This is a genomic window from Micromonospora sp. NPDC005324, assembly GCF_040607155.1.
Taxonomy (GTDB): Bacteria; Actinomycetota; Actinomycetes; order Mycobacteriales; family Micromonosporaceae; genus Micromonospora; species Micromonospora trifolii.
In genome coordinates, this window is the sequence record NZ_JBEXGE010000003.1 from 130,353 (window position 1) to 144,970 (window position 14,618).

The 14,618-nt window shown below is 72.6% G+C and carries 17 protein-coding genes; 8 read left to right on the forward strand and 9 right to left on the reverse strand.

The window, feature by feature from the left end:
* Window positions 1-42 precede the first annotated feature (42 nt).
* Window positions 43-402 (reverse strand): DUF3099 domain-containing protein, encoded by a 360-nt coding sequence (locus ABZS40_RS04425; protein WP_354941803.1) that lies wholly within the window; start codon window positions 400-402, stop codon window positions 43-45.
* A 104-nt stretch (window positions 403-506) separates the two neighbouring features.
* Between ABZS40_RS04425 and ABZS40_RS04430 the strand changes: the two genes are divergently transcribed.
* Together ABZS40_RS04430 and ABZS40_RS04435 are read left to right on the forward strand one after the other, a co-directional pair.
* Window positions 507-791, forward strand: coding sequence for a hypothetical protein (locus ABZS40_RS04430; protein ID WP_030489374.1), 285 nt, complete (start codon window positions 507-509; stop codon window positions 789-791).
* Between the two features lie 17 nt (window positions 792-808).
* A complete protein-coding gene (locus tag ABZS40_RS04435; protein WP_238681291.1) occupies window positions 809-1,120 on the forward strand; it encodes a BrnA antitoxin family protein in 312 nt (103 codons plus the stop codon).
* A 28-nt stretch (window positions 1,121-1,148) separates the two neighbouring features.
* Here the strand turns inward: ABZS40_RS04435 and ABZS40_RS04440 are convergent, their stop codons facing one another.
* The gene (locus ABZS40_RS04440; protein ID WP_354941805.1) at window positions 1,149-1,739 is read right to left on the reverse strand and encodes an HhH-GPD-type base excision DNA repair protein; all 591 of its coding nucleotides are present in this window, start codon (window positions 1,737-1,739) and stop codon (window positions 1,149-1,151) included.
* 95 nt (window positions 1,740-1,834) lie between these two features.
* Between ABZS40_RS04440 and ABZS40_RS04445 the strand changes: the two genes are divergently transcribed.
* Entirely contained in the window at window positions 1,835-3,319 is a 1,485-nt protein-coding gene (locus ABZS40_RS04445) for a methyltransferase (RefSeq protein ID WP_354941807.1), read from the forward strand.
* A complete protein-coding gene (gene dtd / locus ABZS40_RS04450; RefSeq protein WP_354941809.1) occupies window positions 3,319-3,741 on the forward strand; it encodes a D-aminoacyl-tRNA deacylase in 423 nt (140 codons plus the stop codon). The genes ABZS40_RS04445 and dtd overlap by 1 nt, the downstream gene beginning before the upstream one ends.
* A gap of 101 nt (window positions 3,742-3,842) precedes the next feature.
* Here the strand turns inward: dtd and ABZS40_RS04455 are convergent, their stop codons facing one another.
* A complete protein-coding gene (locus tag ABZS40_RS04455) occupies window positions 3,843-4,631 on the reverse strand; it encodes a sporulation protein (RefSeq protein ID WP_354942090.1) in 789 nt (262 codons plus the stop codon).
* 244 nt (window positions 4,632-4,875) lie between these two features.
* Between ABZS40_RS04455 and sigB the strand changes: the two genes are divergently transcribed.
* Both sigB and ABZS40_RS04465 read left to right on the forward strand, forming a co-directional pair.
* Window positions 4,876-5,880: an RNA polymerase sigma factor SigB gene (gene sigB / locus ABZS40_RS04460; RefSeq protein WP_354941811.1), complete on the forward strand. Its 1,005-nt coding sequence runs from the start codon at window positions 4,876-4,878 to the stop codon at window positions 5,878-5,880.
* Window positions 5,881-5,989: 109 nt separating this feature from the next.
* On the forward strand, window positions 5,990-6,397 hold the full coding sequence (locus ABZS40_RS04465; RefSeq protein ID WP_354941813.1) for a VOC family protein: 408 nt from the start codon (window positions 5,990-5,992) through the stop codon (window positions 6,395-6,397).
* Between the two features lie 10 nt (window positions 6,398-6,407).
* Here ABZS40_RS04465 and ABZS40_RS04470 read toward each other — a convergent pair whose 3' ends face one another.
* Genes ABZS40_RS04470 through ABZS40_RS04480 form a run of 3 tightly spaced genes read right to left on the reverse strand, consistent with a single transcriptional unit; the run spans window position 6,408 to window position 11,088 of the window.
* Entirely contained in the window at window positions 6,408-8,972 is a 2,565-nt protein-coding gene (locus tag ABZS40_RS04470) for a GNAT family N-acetyltransferase (protein WP_354941815.1), read from the reverse strand.
* A 25-nt stretch (window positions 8,973-8,997) separates the two neighbouring features.
* Complete coding sequence (locus ABZS40_RS04475; protein ID WP_354941817.1) at window positions 8,998-10,179, reverse strand: acetoin utilization protein AcuC; 1,182 nt, start codon at window positions 10,177-10,179, stop codon at window positions 8,998-9,000.
* Between the two features lie 48 nt (window positions 10,180-10,227).
* Window positions 10,228-11,088 carry a sulfurtransferase gene (locus ABZS40_RS04480; protein WP_354941819.1) on the reverse strand — a complete coding sequence of 287 codons (861 nt, stop codon included), beginning with the start codon at window positions 11,086-11,088 and terminating at the stop codon, window positions 10,228-10,230.
* Window positions 11,089-11,188: 100 nt separating this feature from the next.
* On the opposite strand from ABZS40_RS04480, the gene ABZS40_RS04485 reads away from it, so the two are divergent.
* Complete coding sequence (locus tag ABZS40_RS04485) at window positions 11,189-11,878, forward strand: metal-dependent transcriptional regulator (protein ID WP_354941821.1); 690 nt, start codon at window positions 11,189-11,191, stop codon at window positions 11,876-11,878.
* Window positions 11,879-11,914: 36 nt separating this feature from the next.
* Here the strand turns inward: ABZS40_RS04485 and ABZS40_RS04490 are convergent, their stop codons facing one another.
* From ABZS40_RS04490 to ABZS40_RS04500, 3 genes are all read right to left on the reverse strand, one after another.
* Window positions 11,915-12,463, reverse strand: a complete 549-nt coding sequence (locus ABZS40_RS04490; protein WP_354941823.1) for a hypothetical protein — start codon at window positions 12,461-12,463, stop codon at window positions 11,915-11,917.
* Window positions 12,464-12,556: 93 nt separating this feature from the next.
* Entirely contained in the window at window positions 12,557-12,817 is a 261-nt protein-coding gene (locus ABZS40_RS04495) for a DUF5522 domain-containing protein (protein ID WP_354941825.1), read from the reverse strand.
* A gap of 34 nt (window positions 12,818-12,851) precedes the next feature.
* The gene (locus ABZS40_RS04500) at window positions 12,852-13,841 is read right to left on the reverse strand and encodes an asparaginase (RefSeq protein WP_354941827.1); all 990 of its coding nucleotides are present in this window, start codon (window positions 13,839-13,841) and stop codon (window positions 12,852-12,854) included.
* A 167-nt stretch (window positions 13,842-14,008) separates the two neighbouring features.
* On the opposite strand from ABZS40_RS04500, the gene ABZS40_RS04505 reads away from it, so the two are divergent.
* Window positions 14,009-14,572, forward strand: coding sequence for a dihydrofolate reductase family protein (locus tag ABZS40_RS04505; RefSeq protein WP_354941829.1), 564 nt, complete (start codon window positions 14,009-14,011; stop codon window positions 14,570-14,572).
* Window positions 14,573-14,618 lie beyond the last annotated feature (46 nt).

Below are 14,618 nucleotides of genomic sequence, written 5' to 3' on the forward strand. Positions count from 1 at the left end.
CGGTCACAGCCCCGACTGCTCGAACCCTGGCCCGTTCGCGGGTCAGGGTTCGACGTCGATGACCTTGTGGGGGCGCTCCTCGGCGGTGAGACTCATCGGCGGGGTGTCGTCCTGTTGGCGGGGGTGGAACCGGTTGGCCAGCCGGTGCTCTTCCTTCGGCGGCCGGTCGTTGGCCAGCAGCACGGCCAGCCAGGGGATGAGCACCATGCCGAGGCCGCACAGCGGCAGCCAGAGCCAGAGCAGTGGGGCGTTCGCACCGACCAGGATCGCGCCGACGATGATGCACACCACGCGGATGCTCATCATCACGACATAACGGCGCTGGCGACTGTTGAGCTGATCGTCCTGGCTGCGCGAGGCGTCGGTGATCAGAATCGGCTGGTACGCCTGACGCTTCACCATGGACCTCCTCGAGGGGGTTACGCCTCATCCTGTCACCGCAGGTCCGTGATCAGCGAACTTCGACTCATCCCGCCGCGTGTTACGCCCGTGGTACGCTCCGAAATGTGGGCAGCAGGTTCAGCTTCACCGACGAGGCGTTGGCCAACCTGAGGGTCTACGACGTCACACCTGGGGAAGTCTGGGAGGCGCTGCACAGCGCCCGCCGGGTCATCCGCCATCTGGGTGACGACGTGATGGTGGTCTACGCCGCCGCCCGTCGGGGCCGCCGGCTGGCGGTGCTGCTCGCCGAGGCCGATGGCACCGACAACGACTGGGACATTCTCTCCGCCCGCGAGTTGAGCGACGTCGAGTCCAAGCGCTACGACGAGGCCGTGCGGAGATCTCGGTAGATGAGGAGGCCGTGACGATGCACCGTAACGACGCGACAAAGCAGTTCCACGACGGCGGCGACCGGATCGCCGAGCTGATCGACGAGAGCCCGGCTGCCGAGCTGCCCACCCCCGACAGCGACGTGCCGATGGTGAGCCGCTCGGTGCGGCTGCCACTGGACACCTACGAGCGGGTCCGCGCCGCCGCCGACGCCCGGGGCATCGGGGTCACCACGCTGATGCGCCAGTGGATCGAGACCGGCCTGGCCGACCTGGACGACTCGGCCACCGTCTCGCTGGCCGACGTCCGGCGCGCGCTGGCCTCACTGGCTCATCCCACCGCCGCCTGAGCAGACCGCCCCTTCGCCAGCGGTCAGGTCAGCCGCCGGCGGTCTTCGCCTTGGCCGCCGCCTTCATCTGCTGCTTGAACTCCCGCACCCGACGCAGCGAGTCGGCGTCGGTGACGTCGGCCACCGACCGGTACGCGCCCGGGTCGCCGTAGTCCCCGGCCACCGTCCGCCAGTCCTGCGGGGTCACCCCGAACCGCTTGCCGAGCAGGGCCACGAAGATCTGTGCCTTCTGCTTGCCGAAGCCGGGCAGCGCGGAGACCCGCCGCAGCAGCTCCGGCCCGTCGGCGACCTCGGCCCAGAGCAGCGCCGCGTTCCCGTCGTACCGCTCCACCAGCACCTGGCAGACCTCCTGCACCCGGGCCGCCATGGCCTTCGGAAAGCGGTGCAGCGCGGGCGGCTGGGCGAAGAGCGCGACCAGGGCCTCCGGGTCGTACCCGGCGAGCTCCGCCGCGTCCAGCTCATGGCCGAGCCGCTGCTGGAGCACGTACGGCGACGAGAACGCCTTCTCCATCGGCACTTGTTGATCAAGAACCATCCCGACCAGCAGGGCCAGCGGGCTACGCTCCAGCAGCCGGTTGGCCTCCGGGTCGATGGGCAGCACAAGCGTCATGCGGACCATCCTGCCTGGCGTACCGAACCGGACGGACACCGACGCTCCGACACCTTCCGGCGGGTGACGCTGACCCGGGACGCAACGGGAGGCAGGATGTCGGGGTGGACGAACACGACATGCTGCTCTCCCCCGCCGGCGTCGACGCGCTGCGCAGCGCGCTGACCCGGACCGGATTCACCAGCCACGGCATCGCCGAGCGGCTGGGCGCCCAGGCGACCGCGGCGGTCGCCCGCAACGACTACCGGGCCGCGCTGCGCGCCACCGAGGACGGTGACCCGCTCGGCACCCTGATCCGGGTGTTCATCTGCGCCCAGACCGAGTCGGAGGCGGCGGTGGCCGCCGCGCTGGCGCCGCTGGGCCTGGCCGAGGCCCTGGCCGGCGGGCTGGTCGAGCGGTACGGCGAGGGCCTGCGTGCCGGCGTCGACCTGGAGCCGTACGGCGAGGACTGGTGGGTGCTCGCCGACGTGCCGGCCAGCGCCCGCCCGGGCCGCCCGTTGCACGCCGAGCACGTCCTCGGTGTCGGCGGGGCGACCCACACCCTGATCGGCGCGACCATGCGCCGGCCGGTCGACACCGCACTGGACCTGGGCACCGGCTCCGGCATCCAGGCCCTGCACCTCGGCACCCACGCCAGGTCCGTGACCGCCACCGACCTCTCCGAGCGGGCGCTGCGCTTCGCCGCGACCACCGCCGCCCTCAACGGTCAGGACTGGGAGCTGCTCCGCGGCGACCTGGTCGCCCCGGTGGCCGGTCGGCGATTCGACCTGGTGGTGAGCAACCCACCATTCGTGGTCGGCCCGGGCACGACCACGCACGTGTACCGCGACTCCGGCCGGGTCGGTGACGCGATCGGCGCCGAACTGGCCGCCGCCGCCCCGGGCCTGCTCACCGAGGGCGGCACCATGCAGTACCTGGCGAACTGGGTGCACGTCGCCGGCGAGGAGTGGGACGAGCGGGTGGCCGGCTGGTTCGCCGGGACCGGCCTGGACGCCTGGGTGATCCAGCGCGAGGTGGCCGACCCGATGGCGTACGTCGACCTGTGGCTCACCGACGTCGGCGAGACCGCCGACCCGCAGCGGATGGCCGCCTGGCTGGACTGGTTCGACGCGCACAAGGTGGAGGGCATCGGCTTCGGCATCGTGTCCCTGCGTCGAGGTGGGCACCCCGACCCGGTGGTCCGGGTGGAGGACCTGCGCCAGCGGGTGCAGCCGCCGCTGGGCGACCAGGTCGCCGCCTGGTTCGACCGCCAGGACTTTCTCCGGGTACGCGACACCGAGGCGTTGCTCGCCGAGCGCTACCGGGCCGCCGAGGGCCTCCAGCTGCGACAGGAGGCCACCATGGGCGACGAGGGCTGGGGGGTGGACCGGCAGGTCCTCGCGATGCCGCACGGCCTGCGCTGGACCGAGGAGATCGACCCGCTGGTGCTGGCGCTGGTCGGTGGCGCCGACGGCCGGCTGCCGCTGCGTGACCAGCTCGCCCTGCTCGCCGCCGCGCACGACGTCGAGCCCGACGAGATGGCCGAGGCCGCCGGCCCGATCGTGGCGCACCTGGTGGAGCGCGGCTTCATCGAGCCGGTGAGCGCCTGATGCGGGCGGTGGTGCAGACCGTCGGGCGGGCCAGCGTGACGGTGGACGGCGAGGTGGTCGGTGCCATCGACAACGGCCTGCTGGTGCTGCTCGGGGTGACCCACACCGACACCCCGCAGACCGCTCAGACGATGGCCCGCAAGGTGCACGAGGTACGCATCCTGGACGGTGAGCGGTCCGCCGCCGACACCGGCGCGCCGATCCTGGTGGTCAGCCAGTTCACCCTCTACGGCGATGTTCGCAGGGGCCGCCGACCGAGCTGGACCGCCGCCGCCCCCGCCGAGGTCGCCGAGCCACTGGTGACAGCGGTGGTCGACGCCCTCCGTGAACGAGGAGCGAAGGTCGAGACGGGCCGCTTCCGCACCCACATGCTGGTGGAGAGCACCAACATAGGCCCCCAAACCCTCCTCCTGGACCTCTGACCCAGTCCCCCACCCACCGCCCCCTGTTGATCATGAAGTTATTGCCCGCCACCCGCGTGTCGTGGCAACAACTTCATGATCGACGAAAGGCGGGGGGTGGGTCAGGAGAAGAGGCCTCGGCGGGACAGGGACTGGCGGAGCCAGTTGTCGAGTTCGGCGGTCCAGTCGGTGCGGTCGGCGGTGGCGTGGTCGACAGTGAACCGGCCGAAGGCGTCCCGGCCCTCGGTGAAGACACCGCCGCGCTTGTCGACCTCCAGCACCACCTGCATCTGCTGCGCGTCGGCGATGAAGGTGACCTCCAACTGGTTGATCGAGCGGGCGTACTGCGGCGCCGGGCTGAACTCGATCTCCTGGTAGAACGGCAACGTCTGGCGTACGCCGTAGATGTGACCACGCTCCACATCGGCGCGTGCGAACCGGAAGCCCAGCCGCAGCAACGCGTCCAGCAGTCGCTCCTGCGCCGGCAGCGGGTGCACCGACACGGCGTCCAGGTCACCCTTGTCGACAGCGCGGGCGACCTCCAGCTCGGTACGCAGACCCATCGTCATCCCGTGCAGGTGCTGCCCGTACAGCTCGGTGACCGGCGTCTCCCACGGCACGTCGAAGCGGAACGGTAGGTCGTAGCGCTGCCCCGGCTCCAGCCGGAACGCGCCGGTGACCTGCTGGCGGTGGAACTCCTGAGTGGCGTCGTAGTCGTTGTCACCGCTCTCGACCTCGACCCGGGTGACCAGGCCGAGGGCGACGTGGTCGATGTCCACCTGGTGGTCACCGCCCATCACCTGGATGCGGCCCTCCAGCTGGCCGCCCGGGCGGCAGTTCGGGTTGGCCAGCACCGTCTCCACCGACGGACCGCCGACGCCCATCGCCTTCATGAGCCGCTTGAAGACCACACCGTCCTCCATCTGTCGTCCTCGGTCGACCAGAGGTGGCCGGCCGTCCGCAACGTAGCCGGGGCGGGCAACCACACACCCCGACGACACACCGCACCAGCGATCCGACGCAATTCCTGTCGGGTGCCCGATCGCCTCACTCCCGTTTTACGCCCCGCCCGCCAAGCTGTTGTCACACCGGCACCACTGGGCCGGGAACACGGCACCGACGTGGAAACGGGGAGAGACAGAGATGGTCCTGCAGATGACGGAACACCGGACGCGCCCGGCCACCACGACCGACACCGACGGGGCCCCCGAGGCCCTCGTCGACCTGGACGCCACCGACGAGCGCGGCATCTCCACCGACCTGGTCCGGGCCTACCTCAACGGAATCGGCCGGACGAAGCTGCTGACGGCCGCGCAGGAGGTCGACCTGGCCCGGCGCATCGAGGCCGGCCTGTTCGCCGACGAGAAGTTGGCCACCTGCACCCCGGTCTCCACGGAGCTGCGAGCCGACCTGGAGCTGATCGTCGCCGAGGGTCGGGCGGCGAAGGACCACCTGTTGGAGGCGAACCTGCGGCTGGTGGTCAGCATCGCCAAGCGCTACACCGGCCGTGGCATGGCGTTTCTCGACCTGATCCAGGAGGGCAACCTGGGTCTGATCCGGGCCGTGGAGAAGTTCGACTACGCCAAGGGCTACAAGTTCTCCACGTACGCCACCTGGTGGATCCGGCAGGCCATCACCCGCGCCATGGCCGACCAGGCCCGCACCATCCGCATCCCGGTGCACATGGTCGAGCAGGTCAACCGGATGGTCCGGGCCCGCCGCGAACTGTCGGTGACGCTGGGCCGCGAACCGACGGTCGCCGAGGTGGCCCGCGCACTGGAGATCCCCGAGATCCAGGTCATCGAGCTGATCTCGTACGACCGGGAACCGGTCAGCCTGGACCAGGCCGTCGGCGACGACGGCGAGAGCGCGCTCGGCGACTTCGTGGCCTCGGTGGACCCGCGCACCGAGCCGGGCGACGCCGCCGCCCAGGGTGAGCTGCGCAACGAGGTCAGCGTCGTGCTCTCCACCCTGTCCCAGCGGGAGCAGGCGGTCATCCGCCTCCGGTTTGGCCTGGACGACGGCCGCCAGCGCACCCTGGACGAGGTCGGCCGGGAGTTCGGTCTGTCCCGGGAGCGGATCCGGCAGATCGAGAAGGTGACGCTGCTGAAGCTGCGCGCCCCGGAGCGGGCCCAGCGCCTGGAGGCGTACGCCTGCTGACGCACCCGGTTCCCACGGAAGGCCCCGGCGGTTCGCCGGGGCCTTCCGTGCTGTCGGAGTGTTTGACTGGGACACCGATCGGCTGACCGACGACGCGAGGAGAGCGACGATGAACTGGACGTTGGAAGTGGTGATCGTGCCGGTCTCCGATCTGGACCGGGCGAAGAGGTTTTACGCCGACCAGCTCGGCTTCACTGTGGACCACGACACGGTGATCAACGACGAGGCGCGCATCGTCCAGCTGACGCCGCCCGGCTCGGGATGCTCGATCGTGATCGGTAAGGGCGTCGTCCCGGAGATGCCGCCCGGCTCACTCAAGGGCCTGCAACTGGTGGTGCCCGACCTGAAGCGGGCCCACGAGGAGCTGGTCGGACGGGGTGTGGAGGTCAGCGAGATCCAGGTGGTGGGTCAGAACCCCCGGCCGGTGCCGGATCCACTGGACAACGTCGGCTTCGTGTTCTTCGCCGACCCGGACGGCAACACCTGGGGCGTCCAGCAGATCTCCAGTCGCGCCTGACCGGGCCCGCTCACAGGCGGCGGGGGCCGGTGTCCGGGCGGGCGACCACGCCACCCACCCCCACCTGGGCGTGCAGGACCGAGATGCCGTCCGGGCGGGCGAGCACCGGGTTGAGGGTCAGCGATCGCACCCGGGGTTGTTCGTCGGCGAGCTGACCCACCCGCAGCAGCAGATCGGCCAGGGCCGCCCGGTCGACCGGCGCGGCCCCCCGGTGCCCGCGCAGCAGCGGCGCCGCCCGAGGCTCGTCGACCAGCTCGGCCGCGTCCCGGTCGGTCAACGGCACCGCCCGCCACGCCCGATCGCCGAGCAGTTCGGTGGCGACCCCGCCCAGGCCGAAGCCGACCACCGGCCCGAACGCGGGGTCCTCCACCACCTCCACCACGCAGGCCACGCCGGGCGGGACCATCGGCTGGACCAGCGCGTCCGCGCCGAAGGTCGCCGCCAGGTCCGCGTACGCCCGGCGGAGGGTCGGCTCGTCGGGCAGGTCCAGCCGGACCGCGCCGAGGTCGAGTCGGTGCCGCAGCCCGGGGGCAGCCGCCTTGAGCGCCACCGGGAAGCCCAGCCGCGCCGCCGCGTCGACCGCCGCGTCGGCCGAGTCGACCGAGTCGACGGACACCGAGGCCACCACGTCGATGCCGTACGCGGCCAGCAGCGCGTCCGGGTCGGTGGCGTCGGCCCGGAGCGCGGCCTGCGCGGCGGCGCGATCGAGGCCGGGCAGCTCCGGTGCCACCCCGGGCGGGCGGCGAAGCCACTCGGCGTACCGGTGCGCACGGGCGAGCGCGCGGACCGCCTCCTCCACACCGCCGTACGCCGGCACCCCCGGCGGCAGCCGCCCGACCAGGAACGTCGCCACTGTCGGCTTACCCAACGCGAGGGCGGCCGGCAGCGCGGCGGTCACGTCGGCGCCCACATCGGTCAACTGGCCGGGTAGCGGCGGGGCGAAGACCACCACCAGGGCGTCCACCCGTTCGTCGGCGGCCGTCTCGGCGAGCGCGGTAGCGAACTCGGCGGCACCGGCACTCGGCCCGACGTCGCGGGGATAACCGTCGGCCACGCTCAGGCCGTGCCCGACGCAGGCTGTCGCGGCGAGCCCGGTGAGGGCCGAGGAGTTGCCCACCACACCGACCCGGCCGCCGGCCGGCAACGGCTGGTTGGCCAGCAGCACCCCCACGTCGAGCAGCTCCGGCACGGTGTCCACCCGAATCACCCCGGACTGGGCGAAGAGCGCCGCCACCGCCACCTCGTCCGGCCCGGCGGCGTCACCGACCCCGGGCGGGCGGGCCGGCGAGGCGAGCGCGACGACCGGCTTGGCGCGGCCGATCCGCCGGGCCAGCCGGGCGAACTTGCGCGGGTTCCCGAAGGTCTCCAGGTAGAGCATGATCACATCGGTGCCGGGGTCGTCCTGCCAGTACTGCAGCAGGTCGTTGCCGGAGACGTCGGCCCGGTTGCCGGCCGAGACGAAGCTGGACAGCCCGAGGCCCCGCCGGTCCGCCTCGGCGAGCAGCGCCACCCCAAAGGCACCGGACTGGCTGAAGATGCCGACCCGGCCGGCCGGCGGCAACGTCGGGGCGAGGGTGGCGTTGAGGCGTACCGTCGGATCGGTGTTGGCCACGCCCAGGCAGTTCGGGCCGACGACCCGCATCCCGGCCGCGTGCGCCGCGCGGACCAGCGCCCGCTGCGTGGCCGCGCCCTCGCCGCCGGCCTCGGCGAAGCCGGCCGAGATGACCACCAGGCCGTGCACCCCCGCGGCGGCGGCGTCGGCGACCACCGCGGTCGCCGCCTCCGGCGGGACCGCCACCACCGCCAGGTCCACCGGCGCTCCGGCGTCAACCGCCGACGGGTACGCGGGGAGGCCCGCCACTGTCGAAGCGCTCGGATGCACCGGCACCACAGCGCCGGTGAACCCGCCGTCGCGCAGGTGCCCGAGCACCGCCGCGCCGACGCCCTGACCGGTGGCGCTGGCGCCGTAGACGACGATGCCGCGCGGGGCGAGCAGCCGGGCGATCGAGCGGGCCTCGGTCCGGTGCTCCCGGCCGCGCTGCACCTCCAGGCTGGCCTCGGTGGGCGCGATGGGGAAGCTCAGGTGGACCACGCCGTCGGCGTACTCGCGCTGGACCTGGTAGCCGAAGTCGGCGAAGACCCGCAGCATCGTCCCGTTGGCCGGCAGCACCTCCGCGACGAAACTCATGATGTCGTTGCGGCGGGCCGCGTCGGCCAGGTGCTCCATCAGCACCGAGCCGATGCCCCGCCCCTGGTAGGCGTCCTCCACCACGAAGGCCACCTCCGCCTCGGGGGCCTGCGGGCCGAGCCGCTCGTACCGGCCGACCGCGACGATCTGGTCGGCGGCCAGCACCACGAACGCCTCCCGGTCGTGGTGGTCCACTGTGACGAAACGGATCAGATCCCGCTCCGGGATGCGCGGGTACGGCGAAAAGTACCGCAGGTAGCGGGTGCGCTCGGAGAACCGGCTGTGCATCGCCACGACGCCCGGCGCGTCGGCCGGATCGATCGGTCGCAACTGGACGGTGCTGCCATCGCTGAGCAGCACGTCGACCGGCTGGTCCACGGTCGTCACCGGAACGCCCTCCCCCCGGCCCGGCTCAGTCCCGCGGATCGTGCGGGTCGAGCCCGAGCAGCGGGAAGACAGTCTTGCGGGTCGCCGCGATCGCCCGGTCCACCGCGTTCGGCTCACCGGTCGGCTGCCACGGCTCGTACGACGGGTCGGCGTCGTCGGTCATCCGCAGCGGTATCTCCCGGCCCAGACGTCGGGAGGCGACCAGGTCCCGCCACGCGGGTGGGGTGAGCGTGGCCGGGTCGATCGGGTCACCGGTGGCCACGGCCAGCAGGTGACTCCAGGCCCGGGGCACCACCTCGACGAGCGCGTACCCGCCGCCGCCGGTGGCCACCCACCGGCCTTCACACACCTCGTCGGCAAGCGCCCGCATCGCCAGGTAGGTGGCCCGCTGCCCGTCCACCGTCAGGTTCAGATCGGCGAGCGGATCCAGCCGGTGCCCGTCGGCGCCGCACTGGCTGACCAGCACCTGCGGCCGGAACGCGCGCAGCACCGACGGCACGATCGCGTGGAACGCGCGCTGCCAGCCGCTGTCGTCGACACCCGGCGGCAACGGCATGTTGACAGCTGTGCCCTGCGCGCCCGGCCCACCCGTCTCGTCCGGGAAACCAGTGCCCGGAAAGAGCGCCAGCGGGGTCTCGTGCAGGCTGACCGTCAGCACCCGTGGGTCGTTCCAGAAGATGTCCTGCACCCCGTCGCCGTGGTGCACGTCGACATCCACGTACGCGACCCGCTCGGCGCCCAGGTCGAGCAGGCGGGCGATGGCCACCGCCGGGTCGTTGTAGACGCAGAAGCCGGAGGCTCGGGCGGACATCGCGTGGTGCAGCCCACCGGCCACGTTCACCGCCCGGCGGGCGTCGCCACGCCAGACCGCCTCGGCGGCGGCCACCGTCGCGCCGGCGATGAGCGCGCTGGACTCGTGCATACCCTCGAAGACCGGGTTGTCGGAGGTGCCCAGCCCGTACCCGGCAAAGAGCGGGTCGCGCGGCGCGTTACGCACCGCGGCGAGGTAGGCCGGCTCGTGCACCCGGGTGAGCACCGCATCGTCGGCGGGCTCCGGCTTGACCATCCGCACCCCTGGCCGATTGAGGATGCCCAACTCGCGGGCGAGCGCGATGGTCAGCTCCACCCGAACCGGGTCGAGTGGATGGTCACCCATGTCGTAGGCGAGCAGCGACTCGTCCCACACCACCACCGTGTCGTCGGACATGAGCCCATCGTCGCACGAGGACCGGCGCCGGCCCACCGCACGCGCTGGTCAGCGGCCGGGTGTCGACCCGGAGGCGACCGGCCGGGCCGGGTCGGCCACCCAGTTGCTCCACGATCCGACGTAGAGCGCGGCGTCCGTGCGGCCGGCCAGGTGCAGCGCGAGCACCGCCTGGGCGGCGGTCACCCCCGAGCCGCAGTACGCCCCGACGGCCCGCCCCTCGGTCACCCCGGCGGCGGCGAACCGCTCGCTCAACACGTCAGCGGCCAGGAAGCGGCCGTCCGGCCCGACGTACTCACCGGCGGGCAGGTTCGCCGCTCCCGGCACGTGCCCGGCGACCCTGTCGATCGGCTCGACCTCGCCCCGGTAGCGGGGCGCCGTCCGCACGTCGAGCAACACCGCGTCGTCCGCGGCGGCCAGCACGGCGGCCTGCCCGGCGTCGAGCACCGGGAGATCACCGGGGCGCACCACGACGTCACCGGGGGGTGGGCCAGGCGCGTCGGTGGAGACGGGCCGGCCGGCGGCGACCCAGGCCGGGTAGCCGCCGTGCAACAGACGCACCGGCCGGTGCCCCGCCCAGCGCAGCGTCCACCAGGCCCGCGCGGCGGCCAAGCCGTCGCCGCCGTCGTACACCACAACGGGGTGACCGGCGCGGACGCCGGCGGCCCGCAGCGCGGCCTGCAACGCGGCCGGGTCGGGCAGCGGGTGCCGGCCGCCGGCGCCCGGCGCCCCACAGAGCGCGGTGTCCAGGTCGACGAAGACCGCCCCGGGGAGGTGGCCGGCGAGGTGGTCGTCGCGCCCGGGCGAGCCGACGAGCCGCCAGCGGACGTCGAGCAGGGTGGGCGGATCGGCCTGGTCGAGTTCGGCGACGAGCCGATCGACCTCGACCAACGGCTCCTGGGTACCGGACATGGCGACCATCCAACACCATTCGCGTAGACGGCACGCGGTTCGGCGGCGGTCGCCAGTCGTTCACCGAGGTAACATCGTGCACCGGAGGGCCGCTGACCTTATGAAGTCTCACGACCTGGTCGACACGACCGAAATGTACCTGCGCACCATCCTCGAGTTGGAAGAAGAGGGGGTGCCACCGCTACGTGCCCGGATCGCCGAAAGGCTGCAGCAGAGTGGCCCCACCGTGAGCCAGACAGTCGCCCGGATGGAGCGCGACGGCCTGCTCACCGTCGAGGGAGACCGGCACCTGACGCTCACCGCCCTGGGTCGCGGCAGCGCCGTGTCCGTGATGCGCAAGCACCGCCTCGCCGAGCTGTTGCTGGTCAACGTCATCGGGATGCCCTACGAGGAGGCCCACGAGGAGGCCTGCCGCTGGGAGCACGTGATGAGCGACGCCGTGGAGAAGCGGGTCTACGACCTGCTCAACCGGCCGAGCCGTTCCCCGTACGGCAACCCGATCCCCGGGCTCGAGGAGCTGGGTTCGCCGGCTGCGGAGACCACCGAGGCCGCCGAGGGCGAGCGCAACCTGGCCTTCCCCGGCCTCTCCGGGTCGGTCGTGGTGCGACGGATCTGCGAGAGCGTGCAGAAGGACGCCGACGTGCTGCGCCAACTGCACGCCGCCGGTGTCGACCCGGGCGCCACCGTGACAGTGGCCCAGGAGCGCGACGGGGTGTCGATCGACCGCTCCGGTGACCGCGTGCGACTGCCCCGCGAGGTCGCCTCCCGGGTCTTCGTCGCCGCCAACTGAGTCGCCGCCGACTGACCAACCGGGCACACCCGGGCGTCACAACGCCCGGGTGTCCACCTTCTTCGCCAGCGCGGCCAGGTCACCGGTCAGCTTCTCCACCGCCGAGCGCTCACTGCCACGGGCCGCGGTCCAGCTCACCGTGGCCAGTCGGCCGTCGCCGGCCAGCCAGCCCACCTCGGCGACCGGCCCGTGCCCGCTCGCCGCGGCGATGGTCCGCTTGTACGCCTGCTGACCCAGCCCGGTGACCTTCGCCGCCTTGTCCGGCACCACGTCCGCGCCGAAGGTGGTCTTGTCGATCGTGGTCTCGGTCACGCTGAGCGTCAACTCCGGCAGGGTGGCACTCGCGGCCCGGACCACACAGGTGTGGGTGTCGGCCTGTTCGCTGGCCGCCGCCACGTCGAAGCGGACCTTCACCGCCTGCTCGATCACCGTGAAGTCCAGCAGACGGCAGGCGCCGCCCGAGGAGGCCGCCGCCACATCCACAGCGATCGGCACCGGCGGCGGCACCGCCACCGGTTCCGCCTCGTCGGCGCAGCCGCTCACCAGCAGCCCGGCCAGCCCGGCGACAACGATCCGCCCGCGCACATTCCACCCTCTCGCCGACCGACGGCGGAAGGCGCCCGCCAGGTGTCCGTCGGACACCGTACGGGGTGTCGGTGTCGCGCGGAAGCCCTCGTTCTACGCCTGTTCCGAGGGTGGATCATCCACGTACGGACAGTGCCGGCAGCCGCGCCCGCAGCACGTGCCCCGGCGGGCCAGGAAACCGGCGCTGAGCACGAACAGCCCGCTCGCCGGGTCGAGGTAACCGGCCTCGTCGGCGGCCAACGCGGCGGTGTGCGCGGCGAGGATCCGGGCCCGGTCGGCGTGGTCGGACGGCAGCCGCGACGGGTGCGGCTCGGTGAGCGGCCGGTCGGCCAGGGGTCGTCGCTCTCCGGTCACCGCAGCAGTCTAGGGACGAGCACCGCCGCCAGGCTCATCCGTGCCGCGCCAGCGCGGCGGCCACCTCGTCTCGACCGCCGCCCGCGGCGAGGAGCAGACGCAGCAGCACCCGGGCCTTGTACGGGTCGAGCAGCCCCCCGTTGAGCAGGCCGCGTCGTTGCAGGTCGGTCTCCGAGCCGACCGCCCCGTACGTGTGGCGCAGCACCGACCCGGCCCCGGAGCGGGAGGTGAGCACGACCGGCATCCGCTCGGCCAGGTCCCCGAGCACCGGGGCGAGCGTGGCGGGCACGTGCCCGACGCCGAACCCGGCTACCACCACGGCGTGGTGGGTGTGGTCCAGGTCGTTCAGCAGCAGCCCATCGTCATCCATCGTCACCACGTACAGGGCCACTCGGGTCGTGTCGAGCCGGTCCGGGTCGATGGGTGACAGCGGCTCGTGCCGCACCAGCCGGGTCAACACCCGCACCTCGCCCTCGATCACCTGGCCGAGCGGACCGGTGTTGGGCGAGGCGAAGGTGCTGATGCTGGTGCTGTGCGTCTTGCGCAGCCAGCGGGCGGCGTGTACCTCGTCGTTGACCGCGACCAGCACGCCCAGATCACGGGCGGTCGGGGCGGCAGCCACCCGCAGTGCCGCGAGCAGGTTCGCCGGCCCGTCCGCACCGGCCAGCGTGGGGTTGCGCATCGCGCCCGTGAAGACCAGCGGGGCGGCGTGCGGCCAGACCAGGTCGGCGAGGAACGCCGTCTCCTCCAGGGTGTCGGTGCCCTGGGTGACCACGACACCGGTCGCCCCGTCGGACACCGCCCGTGACGCCTCGTCGACCACGGCCAGTAGCTGCCGGCCGGTGAGGTGGGCGCTGGGCACCGCGTGGGTGTCCCGCACGTCCACGGGCACGCCCAACTGGGCCAGGCCGGGCACTGCGGCGGTGAGGTCCGCGCCGGTGAGCCGGGTGACCACACCGGGGCGGTCGGCGTCGACGCCACCCATCGCGATCGTGCCGCCGAGGGTGATCAGGGCGATGGACACGGGTTCCGAGCCTCCGTTCGGCCGCTCGGTGCGGCGGCCCCGGGACCGTACCCGCCGTTCGGGATGCGACGACATGCCCCCGCAGGCGTCGCGGCGGGTCGCCGTTTCGTCGTACGGTCCGACGACGATCGGGTTCGACACCCGTCGACGCATACGGAGGAGACGCGATGCGGAAGATCGTTGTGCAGATGAGTCTGTCGTTGGACGGGTTCTTCGAGGGCCCGGGCGGCGACATCGGCTGGCACCAGGTCGACGAGGAGTTGCACCAGCACTTCAACGACGTGATCGCCCCGATGGGCGGGTTTCTCAGCGGCCGGGTCAGCCACGAGCTGATGGCCGCCTACTGGCCGACCGCCGATCAGGACCCGGCCGCCAGCGGCCCGGAGCGCGAGTTCGCCCGGATCTGGCGGGACATGCCGAAGATCGTCTACTCGCGCACTCTCGACCACGCCGACTGGAACGCCACTGTCGTGCGCGAGGTCGACGTCGAGCAGGTCCGCAAGCTCACCGCAGAACCGGGCGGAGACCTGGCGCTCGGCGGGGCCGACCTGGCCGCGACGTTCGCCCGGCACGACCTGATCGACGAGTACCGGATCTACGTCCACCCGGTGCTGGTCGGTCGGGGCCGTCGACTCTTTCCCGACGCCGAGACTCCGACCGGTCTGCGGCTGGTGGAGAGCCGGGTCTTCGGCAACGGCGTGGTCCTGCTCCGCCACCAGCGGGTCCGCTGACCGAAAACGCGGCGGCTTGAGTCTCCACCGGGGGGAGACGCGAGGG

What these genes read in the sequence shown, in the direction of transcription:
- ABZS40_RS04475 (WP_354941817.1), bottom strand. Translation starts at nt 10,179, where the DNA reads ATGTCCGACGACACGGTGGTGGTGTGGGACGAGTCGCTGCTCGCCTAC.
- ABZS40_RS04480 (WP_354941819.1), bottom strand. Translation starts at nt 11,088, where the DNA reads ATGTCCGGTACCCAGGAGCCGTTGGTCGAGGTCGATCGGCTCGTCGCC.
- ABZS40_RS04440 (WP_354941805.1), bottom strand. Translation starts at nt 1,739, where the DNA reads ATGGTCCGCATGACGCTTGTGCTGCCCATCGACCCGGAGGCCAACCGG.
- sigB (WP_354941811.1), top strand. Translation starts at nt 4,876, where the DNA reads ATGACGGAACACCGGACGCGCCCGGCCACCACGACCGACACCGACGGG.
- ABZS40_RS04465 (WP_354941813.1), top strand. Translation starts at nt 5,990, where the DNA reads ATGAACTGGACGTTGGAAGTGGTGATCGTGCCGGTCTCCGATCTGGAC.
- dtd (WP_354941809.1), top strand. Translation starts at nt 3,319, where the DNA reads ATGCGGGCGGTGGTGCAGACCGTCGGGCGGGCCAGCGTGACGGTGGAC.
- ABZS40_RS04425 (WP_354941803.1), bottom strand. Translation starts at nt 402, where the DNA reads ATGGTGAAGCGTCAGGCGTACCAGCCGATTCTGATCACCGACGCCTCG.
- ABZS40_RS04485 (WP_354941821.1), top strand. Translation starts at nt 11,189, where the DNA reads ATGAAGTCTCACGACCTGGTCGACACGACCGAAATGTACCTGCGCACC.
- ABZS40_RS04505 (WP_354941829.1), top strand. Translation starts at nt 14,009, where the DNA reads ATGCGGAAGATCGTTGTGCAGATGAGTCTGTCGTTGGACGGGTTCTTC.
- ABZS40_RS04435 (WP_238681291.1), top strand. Translation starts at nt 809, where the DNA reads ATGCACCGTAACGACGCGACAAAGCAGTTCCACGACGGCGGCGACCGG.